The following is an 18,132-nucleotide window of genomic DNA, read 5'->3' as shown; positions in this document are numbered from 1 at the left end:
TTGCGACGAGGCAATCCAGGGTCTCTCCGCGGAGGCAGACTGGATTGTTCGCTTCGCTCGCGATGACGGTGCGGCCGCTAGTGATTATCCCGCGCCACACCAAAGGTGCCGGCGACGTTCTGGTAGCGCGTGGCGAGCTCCATGCAGGCGCCGGTCGATTGCTGGCCGACGGTGTTGCGGTAGATCTCCTGCCACGGCGTCTGGTTCGGCGGATGCTTGAAGCCGCCGCTGGCCTTGAGCTCGGCGTGGCGCTTCTTCAGCTCCTCGTCCGAGATCAGGATGTTGGCGCTGCCCTTGTTGAGGTCGATGCGGACCTTGTCGCCGGTCTTGAGGATCGCGAGGCCGCCATTGGCGGCGGCTTCCGGCGAGGCGTTCAGGATCGAGGGCGAGCCCGAGGTGCCGGACTGGCGGCCGTCGCCGATGCAGGGCAGGGACAGGATGCCGCGTTTGATCAGCGCCGCCGGCGGCTGCATGTTCACGACCTCGGCGCCGCCGGGGTAGCCGATCGGCCCGGTGCCGCGGATGAACAGCACGCAGCGCTCGTCGATGTCGAGCGCGGGATCGTCGATCCGCTCGTGGTAGTCCTCCGGCCCCTCGAACACGATGGCGCGGCCCTCGAAGGCGTTCAGATCCTTGGGGTTGCTGAGATAGCGATCGCGGAATTCCTTGGAGATCACGCTGGTCTTCATGATCGCGGAATCGAACAGGTTGCCTTTCAGCACCAGGAAGCCGGCATCCTTCACCAGCGGCTTGTCATAGGCCCGGATCACGTCGTTGTCGGGCTTGGGCGCGTCCTTGCAGTTCTCGCCGATGCCGCGGCCGTTGACCGTGATCGCATCCTCATGGATGCGCTTGTGCTTCATCAATTCGCGCACCACGGCCGGCACGCCGCCGGCGCGGTGGAATTCCTCGCCGAGATAGAAGCCGGCCGGCTGCATGTTGACCAGCAGCGGCACGTCGTGGCCGACCTTCTGCCAGTCGTCGATCGACAGCTCGACGCCGATGTGGCGGGCCAGCGCATTGATGTGGATGGGCGCATTGGTCGAGCCGCCGATCGCCGAGTTGATCACGATGCAGTTCTCGAACGCCTTGCGGGTCAGGATATCCGAGGGCTTCAGATCTTCCCAGACCATCTCGACGATGCGCTTGCCGGTCTCGTAGGCGATCTGGCCGCGCTCGCGATAGGGGGCGGGGATCGCCGCGCAGCCCGGCAGCGAGAAGCCGAGCGCTTCGGCAAGGCCATTCATGGTCGAGGCGGTGCCCATGGTGTTGCAATGGCCGACCGAGGGCGCCGAGGAGGCCACGATCTCCATGAACTCTTCGTAGTCGATCTCGCCGGCGGCCAGCCTCTCGCGCGACTTCCAGACGATGGTGCCGGAGCCGGTGCGCTCGCCGTCGTGCCAGCCGTTCAGCATCGGGCCGCCCGACAGCACGATCGCCGGCAGGTTCACGGTCGCCGCCGCCATCATGCAGGCGGGCGTCGTCTTGTCGCAGCCGGTGGTCAGCACCACGCCGTCGAGCGGATAGCCGTAGAGGATCTCGACCAGGCCGAGATAAGCGAGGTTGCGGTCGAGCGCGGCGGTCGGGCGCTTGCCGGTCTCCTGGATGGGGTGGGTCGGGAATTCCATCGCGATGCCGCCGGCCTCGCGAATGCCTTCGCGGACGCGGTGGGCGAGCTCGATATGGTGGCGGTTGCAGGGGGAGAGGTCGTTGCCGGTCTGGGCGATGCCGATGATCGGCTTGCCGGACTGCAGCTCGGCGCGGGTGAGTCCGTAGTTCAGATAGCGCTCCATATAGAGCGCGGTCATGCCCGGATTATGCGGGTTGTTGAACCATTCCTGCGAGCGGAGATGGCGGCGGGTGCCGTTGCCGGCGGGTGCATGCCCATTGGTTGGCTTTTTTGTCATTGGTTTCTCCTGCAATGCAAACGCACTGGCGTTGGTCACCGGCGTGGATACTGGGCTGTCGGCTTGTGCGATGCCCAACGGCGTGAGCAATGGTCTGCCTGCCCGCTGGCGGGTCGTTTCCTCACGAGCGCGATACTAGTCATGGCTACTTGGTAACGCTACCATTTTGTTCGCCGTGCCCCCGCCCGACACGGCTGGCCTGTTATCCGACGGCCGCGACGACGAGCTTTGCCGTTCGATCACCTTGAAGCCGAGATCGAGCACCGGCAGCTCCGGGCGCCGTCCCTCGATCGCCTCGATCAGCATGGCGGCGGCCGTCTTGCCCATCTCATAGCGGTTGGTGCGGACGCTGGTGAGGGTGGGGACGGCGGAGGCCATGAATTCGAGATCGTTGAAGCCGACGATCGCGATCTGCTCGGGCACGCCGATCTCGCGGCGGCGACACTCGAACAGCACGCCGAGCGCGAGGTCGTCATTGGCGCAGAACACCGCGTCGAGGTCGGGCTCGCGCGCCAGCAGATCGGTGAACAGGGCGCCGCCGAGCGTCACCGAGGTCGGCGTCGCCGTCGTCACGACGAGGCGCTGCTCGAACAGGCCGGCGTCCTTCATGGCCGAGACATATCCGTCCAGCCGCCGCTGCACCCTCGGATCCATGCGCGCGCCGACGAAGCCGATCTTGCGGCGGCCTTGCGCGAACAGATGTGCGACTGCCGCGCGCGCTGCATCATAGTGGGAAAAGCCGATCATCATGTCGACCGGATTGGGGCCGATCTCCATGATCTGCACGATCGGGCAGTCGGCCGCCTCCAGCATCGCGCGCGATTCCGCGGTCTGGTCGATGCCGGTGACGATCAGCCCGGCCGGCTTCTGCGCCAGGAACAGGCGCAGCAGCTTCTCCTCCTGAAGGATACTGTAACGTGTGTTGGACAATTGGATCGAGTAACGGCTGCCTTCGGAGGCGTCATAGATGCCGCGCAGCACGTCGGAGAACACGTTGTTGGTGAGCGACGGAATCAAGACACCGATCACCTCGGTGCGCTGCGAGGCGAGGGCGCGTGCCGCAAGGTTCGGCACATAGCCGAGCTCCTTGGCCGCGCTTTCGACCCGCGTCCGCTTGGCCACCGACAGCGCCTCCGGATTGCGGAAGAAACGGGACGCAGTAATCGGGCTCACGCCGGCAAGCTCGGCGACTTCCGCCAGCCGGATCTTGCCTGACTTGGTGCGTTTTCGACCCATTTGCTGCTCATAGCATAGCCATTGTCGCAAACAAAGGATCGTTGACAGCGCTACCAGCAACGACTAACCAAAGACAAATTGCCAAAGCCGCGCAAACTGCCGACAATGTCGCCTGTTAGGGTGGACTTCGTTCGGCGAAGTTCAGAAAAACAAGACGGTGGCGGCGCGAGGGTTGCGCTGCCCGAGTCGGAGGAGGGAGCTAGATGTCGTCTGTGCAAATCCGCGACGTGCGGAAATCGTTCGGCAATTTTGAAGTCCTGCACGGCGTCACGATTCCGATCGAGGACGGCCAGTTCGTCGTCCTGGTTGGCCCCTCCGGCTGCGGCAAGTCGACGCTTCTGCGCATGCTCGCCGGTCTCGAGAACATCACCTCCGGCACGATCTCGATCGGCGACCGCGTCGTCAACAATGTCCAGCCCAAGGAGCGGGACATTGCGATGGTGTTCCAGAACTACGCGCTCTATCCGCACATGACGGTCGCCGACAACATGGGCTTCTCGCTGAAGCTGCGGAACGCGAGCTCCGACGAGATCAACAAGCGCGTCAAGCGCGCCGCCGAGATCCTCGCACTGTCGCCGCTGCTCGATCGCTATCCGCGCCAGCTCTCCGGCGGTCAGCGCCAGCGCGTCGCCATGGGCCGCGCCATCGTGCGCGATCCGCAGGTGTTCCTGTTCGACGAGCCCTTGTCGAACCTCGACGCCAAGCTGCGCGTCGCCATGCGCACCGAGATCAAGGAGCTGCACCAGCGGCTGAAGACCACCACCGTCTACGTCACCCACGACCAGATCGAGGCCATGACAATGGCCGACAAGATCGTCGTCATGCATGACGGCATCGTCGAGCAGATGGGCACGCCGCTCGAGCTCTACGACAAGCCCGACAACCAGTTCGTCGCCGGCTTCATCGGCTCGCCCGCGATGAACTTCCTCAAGGGCCATGTGCGCCTCAACGGCGTTGCGACCTTCGAGGGACCGAACGGCGTCAAGCTGCCGCTCAAGAGCGCGCCGGCGGGCTCCGACGGCCGGCCTGCGGTTTACGGCGTGCGGCCCGAGCATTTCACCATCGCCGATGACGGCGCCGAGGCGGAGATCATCGTGGTCGAGCCGACCGGCTCGGAGACGCAGGTGTTCGCCAAGGTCGGCGGCGAGCAGGTTGTTGCGGTCTTCCGCGAGCGCCACCAGTTCAACCCGGGCGACAAGGTCCGGCTGAAGCCCGATCCGTCGCTGGTGCATCTGTTCGACGATGCGACGGGCAAGCGCATGAACGCCTAGCGCATAAGACGACAAAGCATAAGACAACAAAAAGCATCACAGGGAGGACGACATGCAAGACTTTACCCGCCGGGCTCTGCTTCAAGGCGGAACGGCTCTGGCTGCGACCGGCATGCTGACGGGGCCGGCTCTGTTCGACTTCGCCAGGGCCTGGGCGCAGAGCGCGCCGTGGAAGGCCGAGCCGGGCGCCAAGCTGACCGTGATGCGGTGGAAGCGCTTCGTGCCGGCGGAAGACGATGCGTTCAACGCGATGGTGGCGGCGTTCAAGGCCGCGACCGGCACCGAGATGAACGTGTTCAGCGAGTCCTTCGAGGACGTGCAGCCGAAGGCCTCGGTTGCGGCCAACACCGGCTCCGGTCTCGATCTCGCCTGGGGTCTGCACACGCTGCCGCAGCTCTTCCCCACCAAAGTGCTGAAGATGAACGACGTCGCCGACTATCTCGGCAAGAAATACGGCGGCTGGACCGACGCGGCCGCCAAGACCTGCAAGCTCGGCGACGACTGGCTCGGCATTCCCGTTGCGACCAACGGCGGCTACATGACCTACCGCAAGTCGGCGCTCGACAAGGCCGGCTTCAAGGAATTCCCGAAGGACTTCCCGGGCTTCCTCGAAATGTGCAAGGCCCTCAAGGCGAACAACACGCCGGCCGGCTTCGCGCTCGGCCACGCCTCGGGCGACGGCAATTCCTGGCTGCACTGGGTGCTGTGGGGCCACGGCGCCTACACGGTCGACCAGAACGACAAGATCATCCTCAATTCGCCGGAGACGGCGAAGGCGCTGGAATATTGCAAGGCGCTGTACGAGAGCTTCATTCCGGGCACCCCGTCCTGGAACGACTCCTCCAACAACAAGGCGTACCTCGCCGGCGAGCTCTATTGCACGGCGAACGGCATCTCGATCTACGTCGCCGCCAAGACCGATGCGACCAAGAAGGAGCTCGCCGAGGACACCTATCATGCGCTCTGGCCGGTCGGCCCGGTCGGCAAGCCGACCGAGCTGCAGCTTGCGCTGCCGATCCTCGCCTTCAACTTCACCAAATATCCGAACGCGGCAAAGGCCTTCGTCGCCTTCATGCTGGAGAAGGAGAACTACGAGAAGTGGCTGGACGGCGCCCAGGGCTATCTGACGCAGACCCTGAACGCCTACGAATCGGCGCCGATCTGGACCGCCGATCCCAAGAACTACGTGTTCTCGCAGGCCTCCAAGCGTACGCTGCCGGCGTCCGGCATCGGCACGGTCGGTGAGAAGGCGGCGACCGCGATCGCCGACTTCATCGTCGTCGACATGTTCGCCAACTACTGCACCGGCGCCAAGGATGCGAAGGGCGCGATGGCGGAAGCCGAGCGCCAGCTGAAGCGAATCTATCGCTGACGGTCACGGAGCGGGCGGCCATCCGGCCGCCCGCTCGTCAACATTTCGATCAGGGATATCGGGCATGGCTGATGTCGCAATTCCCCGGGCCAAGCCTCAGATGAGCGAGGACAGCGCCTGGACCCAGCTCAAACACAACCGCAACTGGCTCGGCTTCTGGTTCATGGTGCCGGCCATGGCGTTCCTGATCTTCTTTCTGGCCTATCCGCTGGGGCTCGGCATCTGGCTGTCCTTCACGGACACCCGCATCGGCAGGGTGGGGCACTTCATCGCGACCGAGAACTATGAGTGGCTGTGGGACGATTCCATCTTCTGGCTGTCGGTGTTCAACACGCTGCTCTACACCTTCGTCGCCAGCGCCCTCAAATTCGCGATCGGCCTTTATCTCGCGCTGCTGCTGAACGAGAACATGCCGTTCAAGGCGATGTTGCGCGCGATGGTGCTGATCCCCTTCATCGTGCCGACCGTGCTCTCGGCGCTGGCATTCTGGTGGATCTTCGACTCGCAATTCTCCATCATCTCCTGGTCGCTGAAGCACCTCGGCTTGATCAACCAGAACATCAACTTCCTTGGCGACACGACGTGGGCACGCATCTGCGTGATCTTCGCCAATATCTGGCGTGGCGTGCCGTTCGTGGCGATCACGCTGCTCGCAGGCCTGCAGACGGTGTCGCCGTCGCTTTATGAAGCGGCAACCCTCGACGGTGCGACGCGCTGGCAGAATTTCCGGTACATCACCTATCCGCTGCTGACGCCGATCATCGCGGTCGTGATGACCTTCTCGGTGCTGTTCACCTTCACTGACTTCCAGCTGATCTGGGCCATGACTCGCGGCGGCCCGGTCAATGCCACCCATCTGATGGCGACCCTGTCGTACCAGCGCGCGATCATCGCCGGGCAGCTGGGCGAGGGGGCCGCGATCTCCAGCGCGATGATCCCGTTCCTGCTTGCCGCGATCATGGTCTCATGGTTCGGATTGCAGCGTCGGAAATGGCAGCAGGGAGAGAGCAATGACTGACCTGCCCACCAGATCCATCGATCTAAAGAACGTGCTGTCGGGCTCGGCGCCTACGGCCGATCACACCGAGGGCATGAGCTACCTGCAGTCGGTGCCGCGCAGGATCGTGACGCTCTATCTGCCGCTCGCGATCATCGTCATCGTTCTGCTGTTCCCGTTCTATTGGATGGCGTTGACGTCGGTGAAACCCGATGAGCAACTGCTCGATCTCGACAGGTACAATCCGTTCTGGACCTGGAATCCGACGTTCAAGCACTTCCACAAGCTGCTGTTCGAGAGCTACTACCCGCACTGGCTCTGGAACACGATGTACGTGGCCGTCTGTGCGACGGTGCTTTCGATCATCGCATCTGTACTTGCGGCCTACGCCATTGTGCGCTTGCGCTACAAGGGCGCCAATCTCGTCGGCGGCCTGATCTTCCTCGCCTATCTGGTGCCGCCGTCGATCCTGTTCATTCCGCTCGCCACCGTCGTGTTCCAGTACGGCCTGTTCGATTCGCCGCTGGCGCTGATCCTGACCTATCCGACCATCCTGATCCCGTTCTCGACCTGGCTGCTGATGGGCTATTTCAAGACCATCCCGTTCGAGCTGGAGGAATGCGCGCTGATCGACGGGGCGAGCCGGTGGCAGATCCTGATCAAGATCGTGCTGCCGCTGGCAATTCCAGGCCTCATCTCGGCCTTCATCTTCTGCTTCACCCTGTGCTGGAACGAGTTCATCTACGCCCTGACATTCCTGCAATCGACCAGCAACAAGACGGTGCCGGTCGCGATCGTCAACGAGTTCGTGGACGGCGACATCTACCGCTGGGGCTCGCTGATGGCGGGGGCGCTGGCCGGCTCGCTGCCGCTCGTCATCCTTTACGCCTTCTTCGTGGAGCATTATGTGTCGGCGATGACCGGCGCCGTGAAGGAATGATCGCGGGGCTTGCCTGAGGGCGCGTCTGGAGCGGCGCGTTCCGGCCAATAAGAAGGAGTTGAGCTCTTGCACATTCTGGTTCTCGGCGCCGCCGGCATGGTCGGCCGTAAATTCTGTGAACGGCTGCTGCGCGACGGCCGGCTCGGCAAGAGCGACATCACCAAGCTCACCATGCACGACGTGGTCGAGCCCAAGAAGCCGGAAAAGGCCGGCTTCCCCGTCGAGATCGTCTCGGGCGATTTCGCCGTCCCGGGCGCAGCCGAGAAGCTGATCGCCGGCCGCCCGGATGCGATCTTCCATCTCGCCGCGATCGTGTCGGGGGAGGCCGAGCTCGATTTCGACAAGGGCTATCGCATCAACCTCGACGGCACGCGGATGCTGCTCGACGCCATCCGCCTCGTCGGCGGTGGCTACAAGCCGCGCGTGGTGTTCACGTCCTCGATCGCGGTGTTCGGCGCGCCGTTCCCGGATGCGATTGGCGACGAGTTCTTCCACACCCCGCTGCTCAGCTACGGCACCCAGAAGGCGATTGGCGAACTCCTGCTCGCCGACTATTCGCGCCGCGGCTTTCTCGACGGCATCGGCATCCGCCTGCCGACCATCTGCATCCGGCCAGGCCTGCCCAACAAGGCGGCATCGGGCTTCTTCTCCAACATCCTGCGCGAGCCGCTGGCCGGCAAGGAAGCCGTGCTCCCGGTCTCCGAGGACGTCCGCCACTGGCACGCCACGCCGCGCTCCGCGGTCGGTTTCCTGCTGCACGCCGGCACCATGGATCTCGCGGCCGTCGGCCCACGCCGCAACCTGACCATGCCCGGCCTGTCCGCCACCGTCGGCGAGCAGATCGCAGCCTTGAAGCGGGTTGCCGGCGACAAGGTCGCCGCCCGCATCAAGCGCGAGCCCGATCCCTTCATCGTCGGCATTGTCGGCGGCTGGCCGCGCAATTTCGACGCAAAGCGGTCGCGCGAGCTCGGCTTCACCACCGCCGAGAAGACTTTCGACGATATCATCCGCATTCACATCGAAGACGAGCTCGGCGGCAACTTCGTCGCCTGACCTAACCGATGAACAGCGTGGATATGACGATGGCGAGCGTTGCTTGCATCGGCGAATGCATGGTCGAGCTCCGGCAGGCGCAGGGGGCACAGTCTGCCGGGCAGGGCGGCGGCCTGTATTCGCGCGGCTTCGGCGGTGACACCCTCAACACGGCCGTGTATCTCGCGCGGCTCGAGATCAAGGTCGATTATCTCACCGCGCTCGGCGACGATGCCTTGAGCGATGAGATGATTGCCGCCTGGAATGCGGAGAGCGTCGGCACACGGCGCGTGGTGCGGCTGCCGGGCAAGCTGCCCGGGCTCTACATGATCCAGACAGATGCCAAGGGCGAGCGCCAGTTCTTCCACTGGCGCGACAGCGCGGCGGCGCGCGAGTTGATGAGCCTGCCGGAGACCGACGAGCTGCTCAACTCGCTGATGAGCTACGACATCGTCTATCTCTCCGCGATCACGCTCTCGATCTACGATCAGGCCGGGCGTGATCGCCTGTTCGCGGCGATCAAGCGCGCGCGCCTGCTCGGGACCCGTTTCGTGTTCGATACCAACTTTCGCGCACGCGGCTGGCCCGATCGCGATGTTGCGCGCGACGTGTTTGCCGCGGCGTTCGCGGCTGCCGACATCGTGCTGACCTCGACCGAGGACCTGCTCGCGCTCTGGCCGGGCGAAAGCCACGAGCAGCTGATGGCGCGCATTCCGACGCCCGAGCTGGTGTTCCGCCTCGCCGAGCCGGTCAGCCTCTTGCGCTTCCCCGGCGGGACCCACGAGGTCCGCGCCGAGCCCATGACCAAGCCCGTGGTCGATACCACGGCGGCCGGCGACAGCTTTGCGGCGGCCTATATCGCGGCCCGGCTTACCGGCGCCGAGCCGGTCGAGGCGGCCCAGGCCGGCCATCGTCTCGCCAGCCTCGTGATCTGCTATCCCGGCGCCATCATTCCGGGCTATGCCATGCCGCCGAAGAAGCGGCACCGGCCCTCTCGTCAAGCGACCAAGTGAATCGAGACCTATGACCACGACTGCCCAACAGAACCACCTCGTCGCGCTATTCAAGGCCGCGACCGTCATTCCCGTCCTCACCATCGAGCGGATCCAGGACGCCGTGCCGCTGGCGCGTGCGCTGGTCGCCGGCGGCGTCCGCACGTTGGAGGTGACCCTGCGCACCCCCGTCGCGATCGAGGCGGCGAGGGCTATGATGGCCGAAGTCCCCGAAGCGATCGTCGGCATCGGCACGATCCTCAATCCGGCCGACTTTACCCGTGTCGAAAAGCTCGGCGTCGCGTTCGGCATCAGTCCGGGCCTGACCCCCGATCTCCTCAAGGCCGCAGCCCACAGCTCCCTGCCGTTCGCGCCGGGCATTGCCACGGCCTCCGAGCTGATGATGGCGCTGGCGGAAGGGTTCGACGTTGCAAAGTTCTTCCCGGCCGAGCAGGCCGGCGGCATCAAGGGCTTGCGGGCGCTCGGCGGCCCTTTCCCGAACGTGCGGTTCTGCCCGACCGGTGGGGTGGGCGAGGCCAATGCGGCGACCTGGCTGGCCGAACCCAACGTGGTCGCGGTCGGTGGCTCCTGGCTATGCCCGACGGCGGAAATCAGGGCCGGGAACTGGGCCGGCATAACTGCCATCTGCCAGCGCACCCTCCAGGCCCTTAAACCTGCGTGAAGTCTTGCCATCCCTGGGCTAAGACTTAGCTCAGGTGAAAGACTTGAGGGAGAAGAGACCATGACCGCCAGCATCGTCGGATGGGCGCATACGCCATTCGGCAAGTTCGACACCGAAACCGTCGAAAGCCTCGTCACCCGCGTTGCCAATGAGGCGCTGGCAGATGCCGGCATCTCGGCGTCCGATGTCGACGAGATCGTGCTCGGCCATTTCAACGCCGGCTTCTCGCCGCAGGATTTTACCGCCTCGCTGGTGCTCCAGGCCGACCCGAAGCTGCGCTTCAAGCCGGCGACTCGCGTCGAGAACGCCTGCGCCACCGGCTCTGCCGCGGTGCACCAGGGCCTGCGCGCGATTGCCGCGGGCGCCGCCAAGATCGTGCTCGTCGTCGGCGTCGAGCAGATGACCCGCACGCCGGGTCCGGAGATCGGCAAGAACCTGCTCAAGGCGTCCTACCTGCCTGAGGACGGCGACACCGTTGGCGGCTTTGCCGGCGTGTTCGGCAAGATCGCCAGCTCCTACTTCCAGAAATACGGCGACCAGTCCGATGCATTGGCGCTGATCGCGGCCAAGAACCACAAGAACGGCGTCGCCAATCCCTTCGCCCAGATGCGCAAGGATTTCGGCTTCGACTTCTGCCGCGCCGAGAGCGAGAAGAACCCTTACGTCGCTGGTCCCCTGAAGCGCACCGATTGCTCGCTGGTCTCCGACGGCGCCGCGGCGCTGGTTCTGGCCGATGCCGAGACCGCCAAGGCCATGAGCAAGTCGATCGGCTTCCGCGCCACCGCGCATGCCCAGGACTTCCTGCCGATGTCCAAGCGCGACATCCTGCAGTTCGAGGGCTGCACGGTCGCCTGGCAGCGCGCGTTGGAGAAGGCGGGCGTCAGCCTGTCCGATCTCTCCTTCGTGGAGACCCACGACTGCTTCACCGTCGCCGAGCTGATCGAGTACGAAGCGATGGGCCTGACGCCGAGGGGGCAGGGCGCCCGCGCCATCAAGGAGGGCTGGACCCTCAAGGACGGCAAGCTGCCGGTCAATCCATCCGGCGGCCTGAAAGCCAAGGGCCACCCGATCGGCGCCACCGGCGTCTCCATGCATGTGATGACCGCGATGCAGCTCGCCGGCCAGGCGCCCGAGGGCATGCAGCTCAAGAACGCCAAGCTCGGCGGCATCTTCAACATGGGCGGCGCGGCGGTTGCCAACTATGTTTCGGTGCTCGAGCCTCTCAAGTAAGCTCTCGCAGGGTGGGCAAAGGCGCGAAAGCGCCGTGCCCACCTTTTCCTTGCGCTAGATCATGGTTGGCACGCTTCGCTTTGCCCAACCTACGGCTCCTGATTGATTTGCGGAAAAAGCATCATGAGTAATGAATACGAAGATTCACTTTCCCTCGAAGCACTGAACGACCGGATCGCAATCCTGGAGGACAATATCCGCCAGCTCATCGAGCAGGCTGCGGCCGCTTCCGGCGAGCAGAACGAGTCGCGGATCGCCGACCGCATCAACCAGCAGAATGACGAGCTCGACCGGCTCCTGAAGATCCGGGAATCCCGCCAGAAGAAATAGCAGCCGATATCGCCGCGCGGCGCATGCGGCCATACCCCGGTCGCCCTTGCGCGCGCGGCGTCCCTGTCTTTAGCTGGACTGAAATCGCCGGGCCGCTTCCAGAGCCCGCGCAATCGGGAGCGAACGATGGGGCCGCTAAAGGGCATCAAGGTCATCGATATGACCACCGTGCTGATGGGGCCCTACGCGACCCAGATGCTCGGCGACTACGGTGCTGACGTCATCAAGGTGGAATCGCTCGACGGCGACGTCACCCGCCTGATCGGCCCGATGCGCCATGCCGGCATGGGCCCGGTGTTCCTCAACACCAACCGCAGCAAGCGTTCGATCTGCCTCGACCTGAAGAAGCCCGCGGGACGTGAGGCCGTGCTGCGCTTGCTGAAGGACGCCGACGTGCTGGTCTACAACGTCCGTCCGCAGGCGATGGCGCGGCTGCAGCTTGGCTATGACGTCGTCTCCGAGATCAACCCGCGCGTCGTCTATGCCGGCGTGTTCGGCTTCGGCCAGGACGGGCCCTATGCCGCAAAGCCCGCTTATGACGATCTGATCCAGGGCGCGACCGCCTTGCCGGCGCTGATGGCGCAGACCGGCGACGGCGTGCCGCGCTATGTGCCGAACGCGCTGGTCGACCGCATCGTCGGCCTCACCGCGGTCGGCGCGATCTGTGCCAGCCTCGTGCATCGCGACCGCACCGGCCGCGGCCAGCGCGTCGACATCCCGATGTTCGAGACCATGGCCGGCTTCGTCATGGGCGACCACATGGGCGGGCTCACTTACGAGCCGCCGCTCGACAAGGGCGGCTACGCCCGCCACCTCTCGCGTGACCGCCGGCCCTACAAGACCTCGGACGGCTATCTCAGCGTCATCGTCTACAACGACAAGCAGTGGGAGAATTTCTTCAAGGCGACGGGCCGCGCCGATCTCCGCGCCGATGCGAAGTTCGCAACTTTCGCCGGCCGCGCCGCCAATATCGACGTCGTTTATGCCGAGCTCGCACGCATTTTCGAGACGCGCACGACGGCAGAGTGGATCGACTTGCTCACGAAGGCCGATGTGCCTGTCATGCCGATGCATGACCTCTCGTCGATCCTGCACGATGAGCATCTTGAGGCGACCGGTTTCTTCCCGATCGTCGAGCATCCGACCGAAGGCCCGATCCGCAGCATGAAGGTGACGGCGACGTGGTCGGAGACTGAAGCGGAACCAATGCGCCTGGCGCCGCGGCTCAACGAGCACGGCGCGGAGATTCTGCGCGAGATCGGTTATTCCGCCGACGAAATCGCCGCCATGGTCCGCGATGGCGTCACGCGGGCGGCGCCGGAGTAAGGGGGAATAGATGACGCCAACTCTGTCATCCGTCATTCCGGGGCGGTCCGCAGGACCGAACCCGGAATCTCGAGATTCCGGATTCGATGACGACGCATCGCTCCGGAATGACAGTGGGAGCGCCTCATGAGCTTCATCACCGGCGTCGGCCTCACGCCTTTCGGCAAGCACGAGGGTTCGTCCTCGCTCGACCTGATGAGCACGGCCGCGCAAGCCGCGCTCGACGATGCCGGGCTCAAGCGCACTGAGATCGACGGCATTCTCTGCGGCTACTCCACCGTCTCGCCGCACATCATGCTCGCCACCGTCTTCGCCGAGCATTTTGGCATTCGCCCGTCCTACGCCCATGCTGTGCAGGTCGGCGGCGCCACGGGCCTTGCGATGACCATGCTCGCGCATCATCTGGTCGAGGCCGGAGTCGCAAGGCACGTGATGGTCGTCGCCGGCGAGAACCGCCTCACCGGGCAGAGCCGCGACGCCTCGATCCAGGCGCTGGCGCAGGTCGGTCATCCCGATTACGAGGTGCCGCTGGGGCCGACCATTCCTGCCTATTACGGCCTCGTTGCGAACAGGTACATGCACGAATACGGCGTGAGCGAAGAAGATCTCGCCGAATTCGCGGTGCTGATGCGCAGCCACGCCTGCACCCATCCCGGCGCGCAATTCCACGACCCCATCACTGTCGCTGAGGTCATGGCCTCGAAGCCGGTGGCGATGCCGCTCAAGCTGCTCGACTGCTGCCCGGTGTCCGACGGCGGCGCGGCCTTCGTCATCAGCCGCGAGCGGACGGGTGAGGCTGGCGTTCGCATCCGCGGCTGCGCCCAGGCGCATACCCATCAGCATGTCACGGCGGCACCGGCGCTCGGCGAGCTCGGCGCAGAGATCTCCATCGCGCGTGCGAAGGAAGCCGCGGGCCTCGCGATCTCCGACGTACGCTACGCCGCGATCTACGACAGTTTTACGATCACGCTCGCGATGTTGCTGGAAGACCTCGGCCTTGCCGGCCGCGGCGAAGCGGCCGCCCGCGTGCGCTCCGGCCATTTCGGCCGCGACGGCGCGATGCCGCTGAACACCCATGGCGGGCTGCTCAGCTACGGCCATTGCGGTGTCGGCGGCGCCATGGCGCATCTGGTCGAGGCGCATTTGCAGATGACGGGGCGGGCGGCCAGCCGCCAAGTGCGCGATGCCTCGATCGCACTGCTGCACGGCGACGGCGGCGTGCTGTCGTCCCATGTCAGCATGTTCCTGGAGCGGGTGCGATGAGCGAGCGAATCGCGGATTGGACCAAGGGCGAAGAGGCCATCACCTACCAGGCCTGCACCTCATGCGGTCATGTCCAGTATTTCCACCGCGCCTTCTGCACGGCCTGCGGGGCGCCCGACCCGCGCGAGCAACGCGCCAGCGGCAAGGGCAGGGTCTACGCGACCTCGCTGGTCTGCCGCGCCGCCACGCCCGAAACGCGCGCCCGCGTGCCCTACAACATTGTGCTGGTCGATTGCGCCGAAGGTTTTCGCATGATGGCGCATGGTGACAACGGACTCGCCATCGGCGATTCGGTTGTCGCAAGCTTCAGGCCGTTCGCCGGAAAGCTCGTGCCGTTCTTCATAAGAGAACGTAGCGGGATCCGTCATTCGGGGGCGGTCTGAGCGACCGAACCTGGAACGGGAATTCTGGGTCTGGCTTGTGCGAGGGCCACCCCGGAATGACGAAAACTCTACGACTCCAACTAACGCCCGTAGAACAAGATGCTGGCGATGACGAGCATCGCCGTCACCGCCAGCATATGCGCGAGCGCTCCCGAGGCCGCCCCCTTGGTGGCTTCCTTCATGCCTTTTCTCCCTAGACTTGGGCGTGACTCATCGTTGCGCGGCAAGCGCGCCCGACGGCCAATTGTTTTACTCGGAACACCCCTTGCGAGTATCCGCCGCGATTTGTCCCCACGCGGCGAATATCGACTGTGTCAGGGTCGATCAGCAATGCGGCGGCAATTTGACTCGATGATGTTGCTCCTGCGTCCACGCACGAATAGAGTCGTCGGGAACTTTCGCCGGTGGCGACAAAAAGCATCAAAAGATCAGGGAAAACTTCAGGAAAATCATGGCCCGCATTCAGTACAGCGATCCGTCCAAGGCATCCGACCGCACCCGCGAAATCCTCGATAAGAACCGCCATGCCAACATCTTCCGGATGATGGCACACTCGCCGAGCTACTTTGAGCAGTACTGCCGTCTGGGCGGCGCCATCCGGCACAAGGGCGAGCTAGATCCGGTCGTGCGCGAGCTTGCGATCACGCGCACCGGTATCCTGTGCCAGGCGCCGTACGAGATCGTCGCGCACAAGCGCATCGGCAAGAATGTCGGCGTCACCGACGAACAGAACGAGGCGCTCGAGAACTGGCAGGCCGCGAGCTGCTTCAACGAGGTCCAGCGCGCCGCGCTCGCCTTCACCGACGAGATCATCAAGTTGAACAAGCCGACCGATGCGACCTTCAAGGCGATCGCATCGAAACTGACGCCGGCCGCGCTGGTCGAATTGCAGCTCTCGGTCGGCTTCTACATCATGACGTCAAAGTTCTTGGAGACGTTCGAGATCGATCTCCAGCCCGTCACCGAAGTGGTGGGCTGATCGGAAAATCCGCGGCGAGGGATGCTCATGACGATCGATGAATATGCGGCCTGGGCCGCGAGTATCGCGAAAGTCGACGAGCGTCCGTCCAACGAGCGGCTGTCCTATCTCGGCCTCGGCCTTGCCGGTGAATCCGGCGAGGTCGCCGACCACATCAAGAAGCTGCTGCGCGACAACTGGCTCGACCAGGCCGGTCTCGTCGATGAGCTCGGCGACGTCATCTACTACTGGGCCTGCCTGTGCGCGGCGACCGGCCAGAAGCCGTCCGAACTGCTCGAAGCCAGCGCTGCAAAGATCAAGCGGCGGTTGGGCGAAGCCGCGAGCCGCTGAGCCGCGGCCGCAGCTCACGTCGACGTCAGAATATCCACCTTGGCGTTGGCGACGATCAGGCGCTCGGCCAGAAGCTGCGCGAGGTTGCGCATGATACGCTCGCTGGCGCGCGGGTGCTGCTCGCGGAAGCGCTCGAAATCCTTCAGCGGCGCTTCGAACGCCGTCGCCGCCATGTCGGCGAAGACGTCGGCCGAGCGCGTCTGCTCCAGCAGCGCCATCTCGCCGAACGCCATGCCGGCGGTGAGCGTCGCCAGCCTCACGCCGTCGGGCAGCGTGACGTGCACCGCGCCGCTGCGCAGGAAGAACAGCGCGTCGGCGGGATCGCCAGTGGTGAGGATCTTTGCGCCGGACTGATAGGTTCTGACGGTGCAGATCGCGCCGAGCTCGGCCAGCTCGTCCGTGCTGAGGCCCTCGAGCAGCGGCTGTTCGGCAAGCTCGGTGGTCTCGTGGAAGTCGATCGAGCCGCCATAGCGGTAGACGATCTGGTCTTCGGCCCATTCGATCGCGGTGTCGAGCAGGTAGAAGTCACGCACGTTCTTCAGCTCAGCGGTCCACTCCCGCAGGCTGTTCCACTCCTTGGAGGCACGCCGGACGCCGGACAGGACAACGGTGACATTGAGTGCGGCGAGCTCCTCGAACGCCTCGGCCACGAGCCGCGCCCCGGCGCGCGTCGTCGAGGTGACGCGATGAAGGTCGAAGATCACGAATTGCGGCCGCGGCCGCCCTGCAAGCCGCCGCGAAACATAGTCCACCGCCGACAGCGACAGCGTGCCGACCAGCTCGATGATCCGCACCTCCTGTTCGTGCGCGGCGAGGATCTCGCGTTCCTGCGGCCGGCGCACGCGGCGAGACGGGCTCTTGCCGATGTCGTAGTCGGCGATGACGGCGTTGCGCGCGTCGTCGCTGCGATTGAGCATGTGCAGGTCGTAATGCGAGGACAGCGCCTCGCAGACCTTGATGCCGCGCACGCTGTTGCCGTGCTTGTCGAGCTTTGGCGAATAGCTGCCGAGGCCGAGGCGCGCCGGCAGGGCCGCCAGGATGCCGCCGCCGACGCCGCTCTTGGCGGGAATGCCGATCCGGTAGATCCATTCGCCGGCATAGTCGTACATCCCCGACGAGGTCATCACCGACAGCGTGCGCGAGATCGCGTAAGCGCTCAGCACCTGCTCGCCGGTCACCGGATTGACGCCGCGATTGGCAAGCGTTGCCGCCATCACCGCGATGTCGCGCGCGGTGACCAGCACGGCGCATTGCCGGAAATAGACGTCGAGCACAGCGGCGACGTTGTCGGAGATCACGGCGTTGGTCTTGAGCAGATAGCCGATGGCGCGGTTGCGGTCGCCAGTCTGGCTCTCGGACGTGTAGACGGCCTCGTCGACAGCGAGATCGCGCCCGGCAAAGCGGCTGAGCGCGAGGCGGATCTGCTCAAAAGCTTCGGCGCCCTTGCTGTCGTAGATCAGCCCGGTGCAGGCGATCGCGCCGGCATTGACCATCGGGTTGAACGGATGGTTCTCGGAGTTGAGCCGGATCGAGTTGAAGGGATCGCCCGAGGGCTCGACGCCGATCGCGCTCTCGACCTTGCCTGCGCCGAGCAGGTCCAGCGCCAGCGCAAAGACAAACGGCTTCGACATCGACTGGATGGTGAATGGCACCCTGGAGTCGCCGACCTCATAGACATGGCCGTCCAGCGTCGCCAGGCTGATGCCAAAATAGGCAGGATCGGCCTTGCTCAGCTCGGGAATGTAATCCGCGACATTGCCCGAAGTTTCGGCGGAGAATTCGCTGAGGCAATTGTCCAGAAACCGCAGCAAAGGCGGCTTCGAACGGGTCCAGGCGTTGGCGAGATAGAGCGGTTTCATCGC

At 64.7% G+C, this 18,132-nt stretch carries 17 protein-coding genes; 14 read left to right on the top strand and 3 right to left on the bottom strand.

The window, feature by feature from the left end; translation table 11 throughout:
• Positions 1 to 77: 77 nt before the first annotated feature.
• Both A5906_RS25770 and gntR read right to left on the bottom strand, forming a co-directional pair.
• The gene (locus tag A5906_RS25770) at positions 78 to 1,907 is read right to left on the bottom strand and encodes an IlvD/Edd family dehydratase (protein ID WP_080138053.1); all 1,830 of its coding nucleotides are present in this window, start codon (positions 1,905 to 1,907) and stop codon (positions 78 to 80) included.
• Between the two features lie 135 nt (positions 1,908 to 2,042).
• Complete coding sequence (gntR, locus tag A5906_RS25765) at positions 2,043 to 3,143, bottom strand: HTH-type transcriptional regulator GntR (RefSeq protein WP_080138052.1); 1,101 nt, start codon at positions 3,141 to 3,143, stop codon at positions 2,043 to 2,045.
• Between the two features lie 203 nt (positions 3,144 to 3,346).
• On the opposite strand from gntR, the gene A5906_RS25760 reads away from it, so the two are divergent.
• The 14 genes from A5906_RS25760 (at position 3,347) to A5906_RS25695 (ending at position 16,270) form a co-directional block, all read left to right on the top strand.
• Entirely contained in the window at positions 3,347 to 4,414 is a 1,068-nt protein-coding gene (locus tag A5906_RS25760; protein WP_080138051.1) for an ABC transporter ATP-binding protein, read from the top strand.
• Between the two features lie 52 nt (positions 4,415 to 4,466).
• Positions 4,467 to 5,786, top strand: a complete 1,320-nt coding sequence (locus tag A5906_RS25755) for an ABC transporter substrate-binding protein (RefSeq protein WP_080138050.1) — start codon at positions 4,467 to 4,469, stop codon at positions 5,784 to 5,786.
• Positions 5,787 to 5,886: 100 nt separating this feature from the next.
• Positions 5,887 to 6,804 carry a carbohydrate ABC transporter permease gene (locus A5906_RS25750; protein ID WP_181411695.1) on the top strand — a complete coding sequence of 306 codons (918 nt, stop codon included), beginning with the start codon at positions 5,887 to 5,889 and terminating at the stop codon, positions 6,802 to 6,804.
• Positions 6,797 to 7,723 (top strand): carbohydrate ABC transporter permease, encoded by a 927-nt coding sequence (locus tag A5906_RS25745; protein WP_080138048.1) that lies wholly within the window; start codon positions 6,797 to 6,799, stop codon positions 7,721 to 7,723. Before A5906_RS25750 ends, A5906_RS25745 begins: the two co-directional genes overlap by 8 nt.
• Positions 7,724 to 7,789: 66 nt before the next feature.
• Positions 7,790 to 8,776 (top strand): D-erythronate dehydrogenase, encoded by a 987-nt coding sequence (gene denD / locus A5906_RS25740; protein WP_080138047.1) that lies wholly within the window; start codon positions 7,790 to 7,792, stop codon positions 8,774 to 8,776.
• A 29-nt stretch (positions 8,777 to 8,805) separates the two neighbouring features.
• A complete protein-coding gene (locus A5906_RS25735) occupies positions 8,806 to 9,768 on the top strand; it encodes a sugar kinase (protein ID WP_080138270.1) in 963 nt (320 codons plus the stop codon).
• A gap of 10 nt (positions 9,769 to 9,778) precedes the next feature.
• Entirely contained in the window at positions 9,779 to 10,429 is a 651-nt protein-coding gene (eda, locus tag A5906_RS25730) for a bifunctional 4-hydroxy-2-oxoglutarate aldolase/2-dehydro-3-deoxy-phosphogluconate aldolase (RefSeq protein WP_080138046.1), read from the top strand.
• 60 nt (positions 10,430 to 10,489) lie between these two features.
• Entirely contained in the window at positions 10,490 to 11,659 is a 1,170-nt protein-coding gene (locus A5906_RS25725; protein ID WP_080138045.1) for an acetyl-CoA acetyltransferase, read from the top strand.
• A 123-nt stretch (positions 11,660 to 11,782) separates the two neighbouring features.
• Positions 11,783 to 11,989 (top strand): hypothetical protein, encoded by a 207-nt coding sequence (locus A5906_RS25720; RefSeq protein ID WP_080138044.1) that lies wholly within the window; start codon positions 11,783 to 11,785, stop codon positions 11,987 to 11,989.
• Positions 11,990 to 12,115: 126 nt separating this feature from the next.
• Positions 12,116 to 13,315 carry a CaiB/BaiF CoA transferase family protein gene (locus tag A5906_RS25715; RefSeq protein WP_080138043.1) on the top strand — a complete coding sequence of 400 codons (1,200 nt, stop codon included), beginning with the start codon at positions 12,116 to 12,118 and terminating at the stop codon, positions 13,313 to 13,315.
• Between the two features lie 126 nt (positions 13,316 to 13,441).
• Positions 13,442 to 14,578 carry a thiolase family protein gene (locus A5906_RS25710; RefSeq protein ID WP_080138042.1) on the top strand — a complete coding sequence of 379 codons (1,137 nt, stop codon included), beginning with the start codon at positions 13,442 to 13,444 and terminating at the stop codon, positions 14,576 to 14,578.
• Positions 14,575 to 14,961 carry a Zn-ribbon domain-containing OB-fold protein gene (locus A5906_RS25705; protein ID WP_080138041.1) on the top strand — a complete coding sequence of 129 codons (387 nt, stop codon included), beginning with the start codon at positions 14,575 to 14,577 and terminating at the stop codon, positions 14,959 to 14,961. Before A5906_RS25710 ends, A5906_RS25705 begins: the two co-directional genes overlap by 4 nt.
• Before the next feature lie 451 nt (positions 14,962 to 15,412).
• Positions 15,413 to 15,940, top strand: coding sequence for a carboxymuconolactone decarboxylase family protein (locus tag A5906_RS25700; RefSeq protein WP_080138040.1), 528 nt, complete (start codon positions 15,413 to 15,415; stop codon positions 15,938 to 15,940).
• 27 nt (positions 15,941 to 15,967) lie between these two features.
• Positions 15,968 to 16,270: a nucleoside triphosphate pyrophosphohydrolase family protein gene (locus A5906_RS25695; protein ID WP_080138269.1), complete on the top strand. Its 303-nt coding sequence runs from the start codon at positions 15,968 to 15,970 to the stop codon at positions 16,268 to 16,270.
• Between the two features lie 14 nt (positions 16,271 to 16,284).
• On the opposite strand, the gene glsA is transcribed toward A5906_RS25695, so the two are convergent.
• Entirely contained in the window at positions 16,285 to 18,129 is a 1,845-nt protein-coding gene (glsA, locus tag A5906_RS25690) for a glutaminase A (RefSeq protein ID WP_080138039.1), read from the bottom strand.
• Positions 18,130 to 18,132 lie beyond the last annotated feature (3 nt).

It is taken from the genome of Bradyrhizobium sacchari, assembly GCF_002068095.1.
GTDB lineage: Bacteria > Pseudomonadota > Alphaproteobacteria > Rhizobiales > Xanthobacteraceae > Bradyrhizobium > Bradyrhizobium sacchari.
Note: the sequence above shows the minus strand (reverse complement) of the source record. Positions and strands in the feature narration are given on the sequence as shown.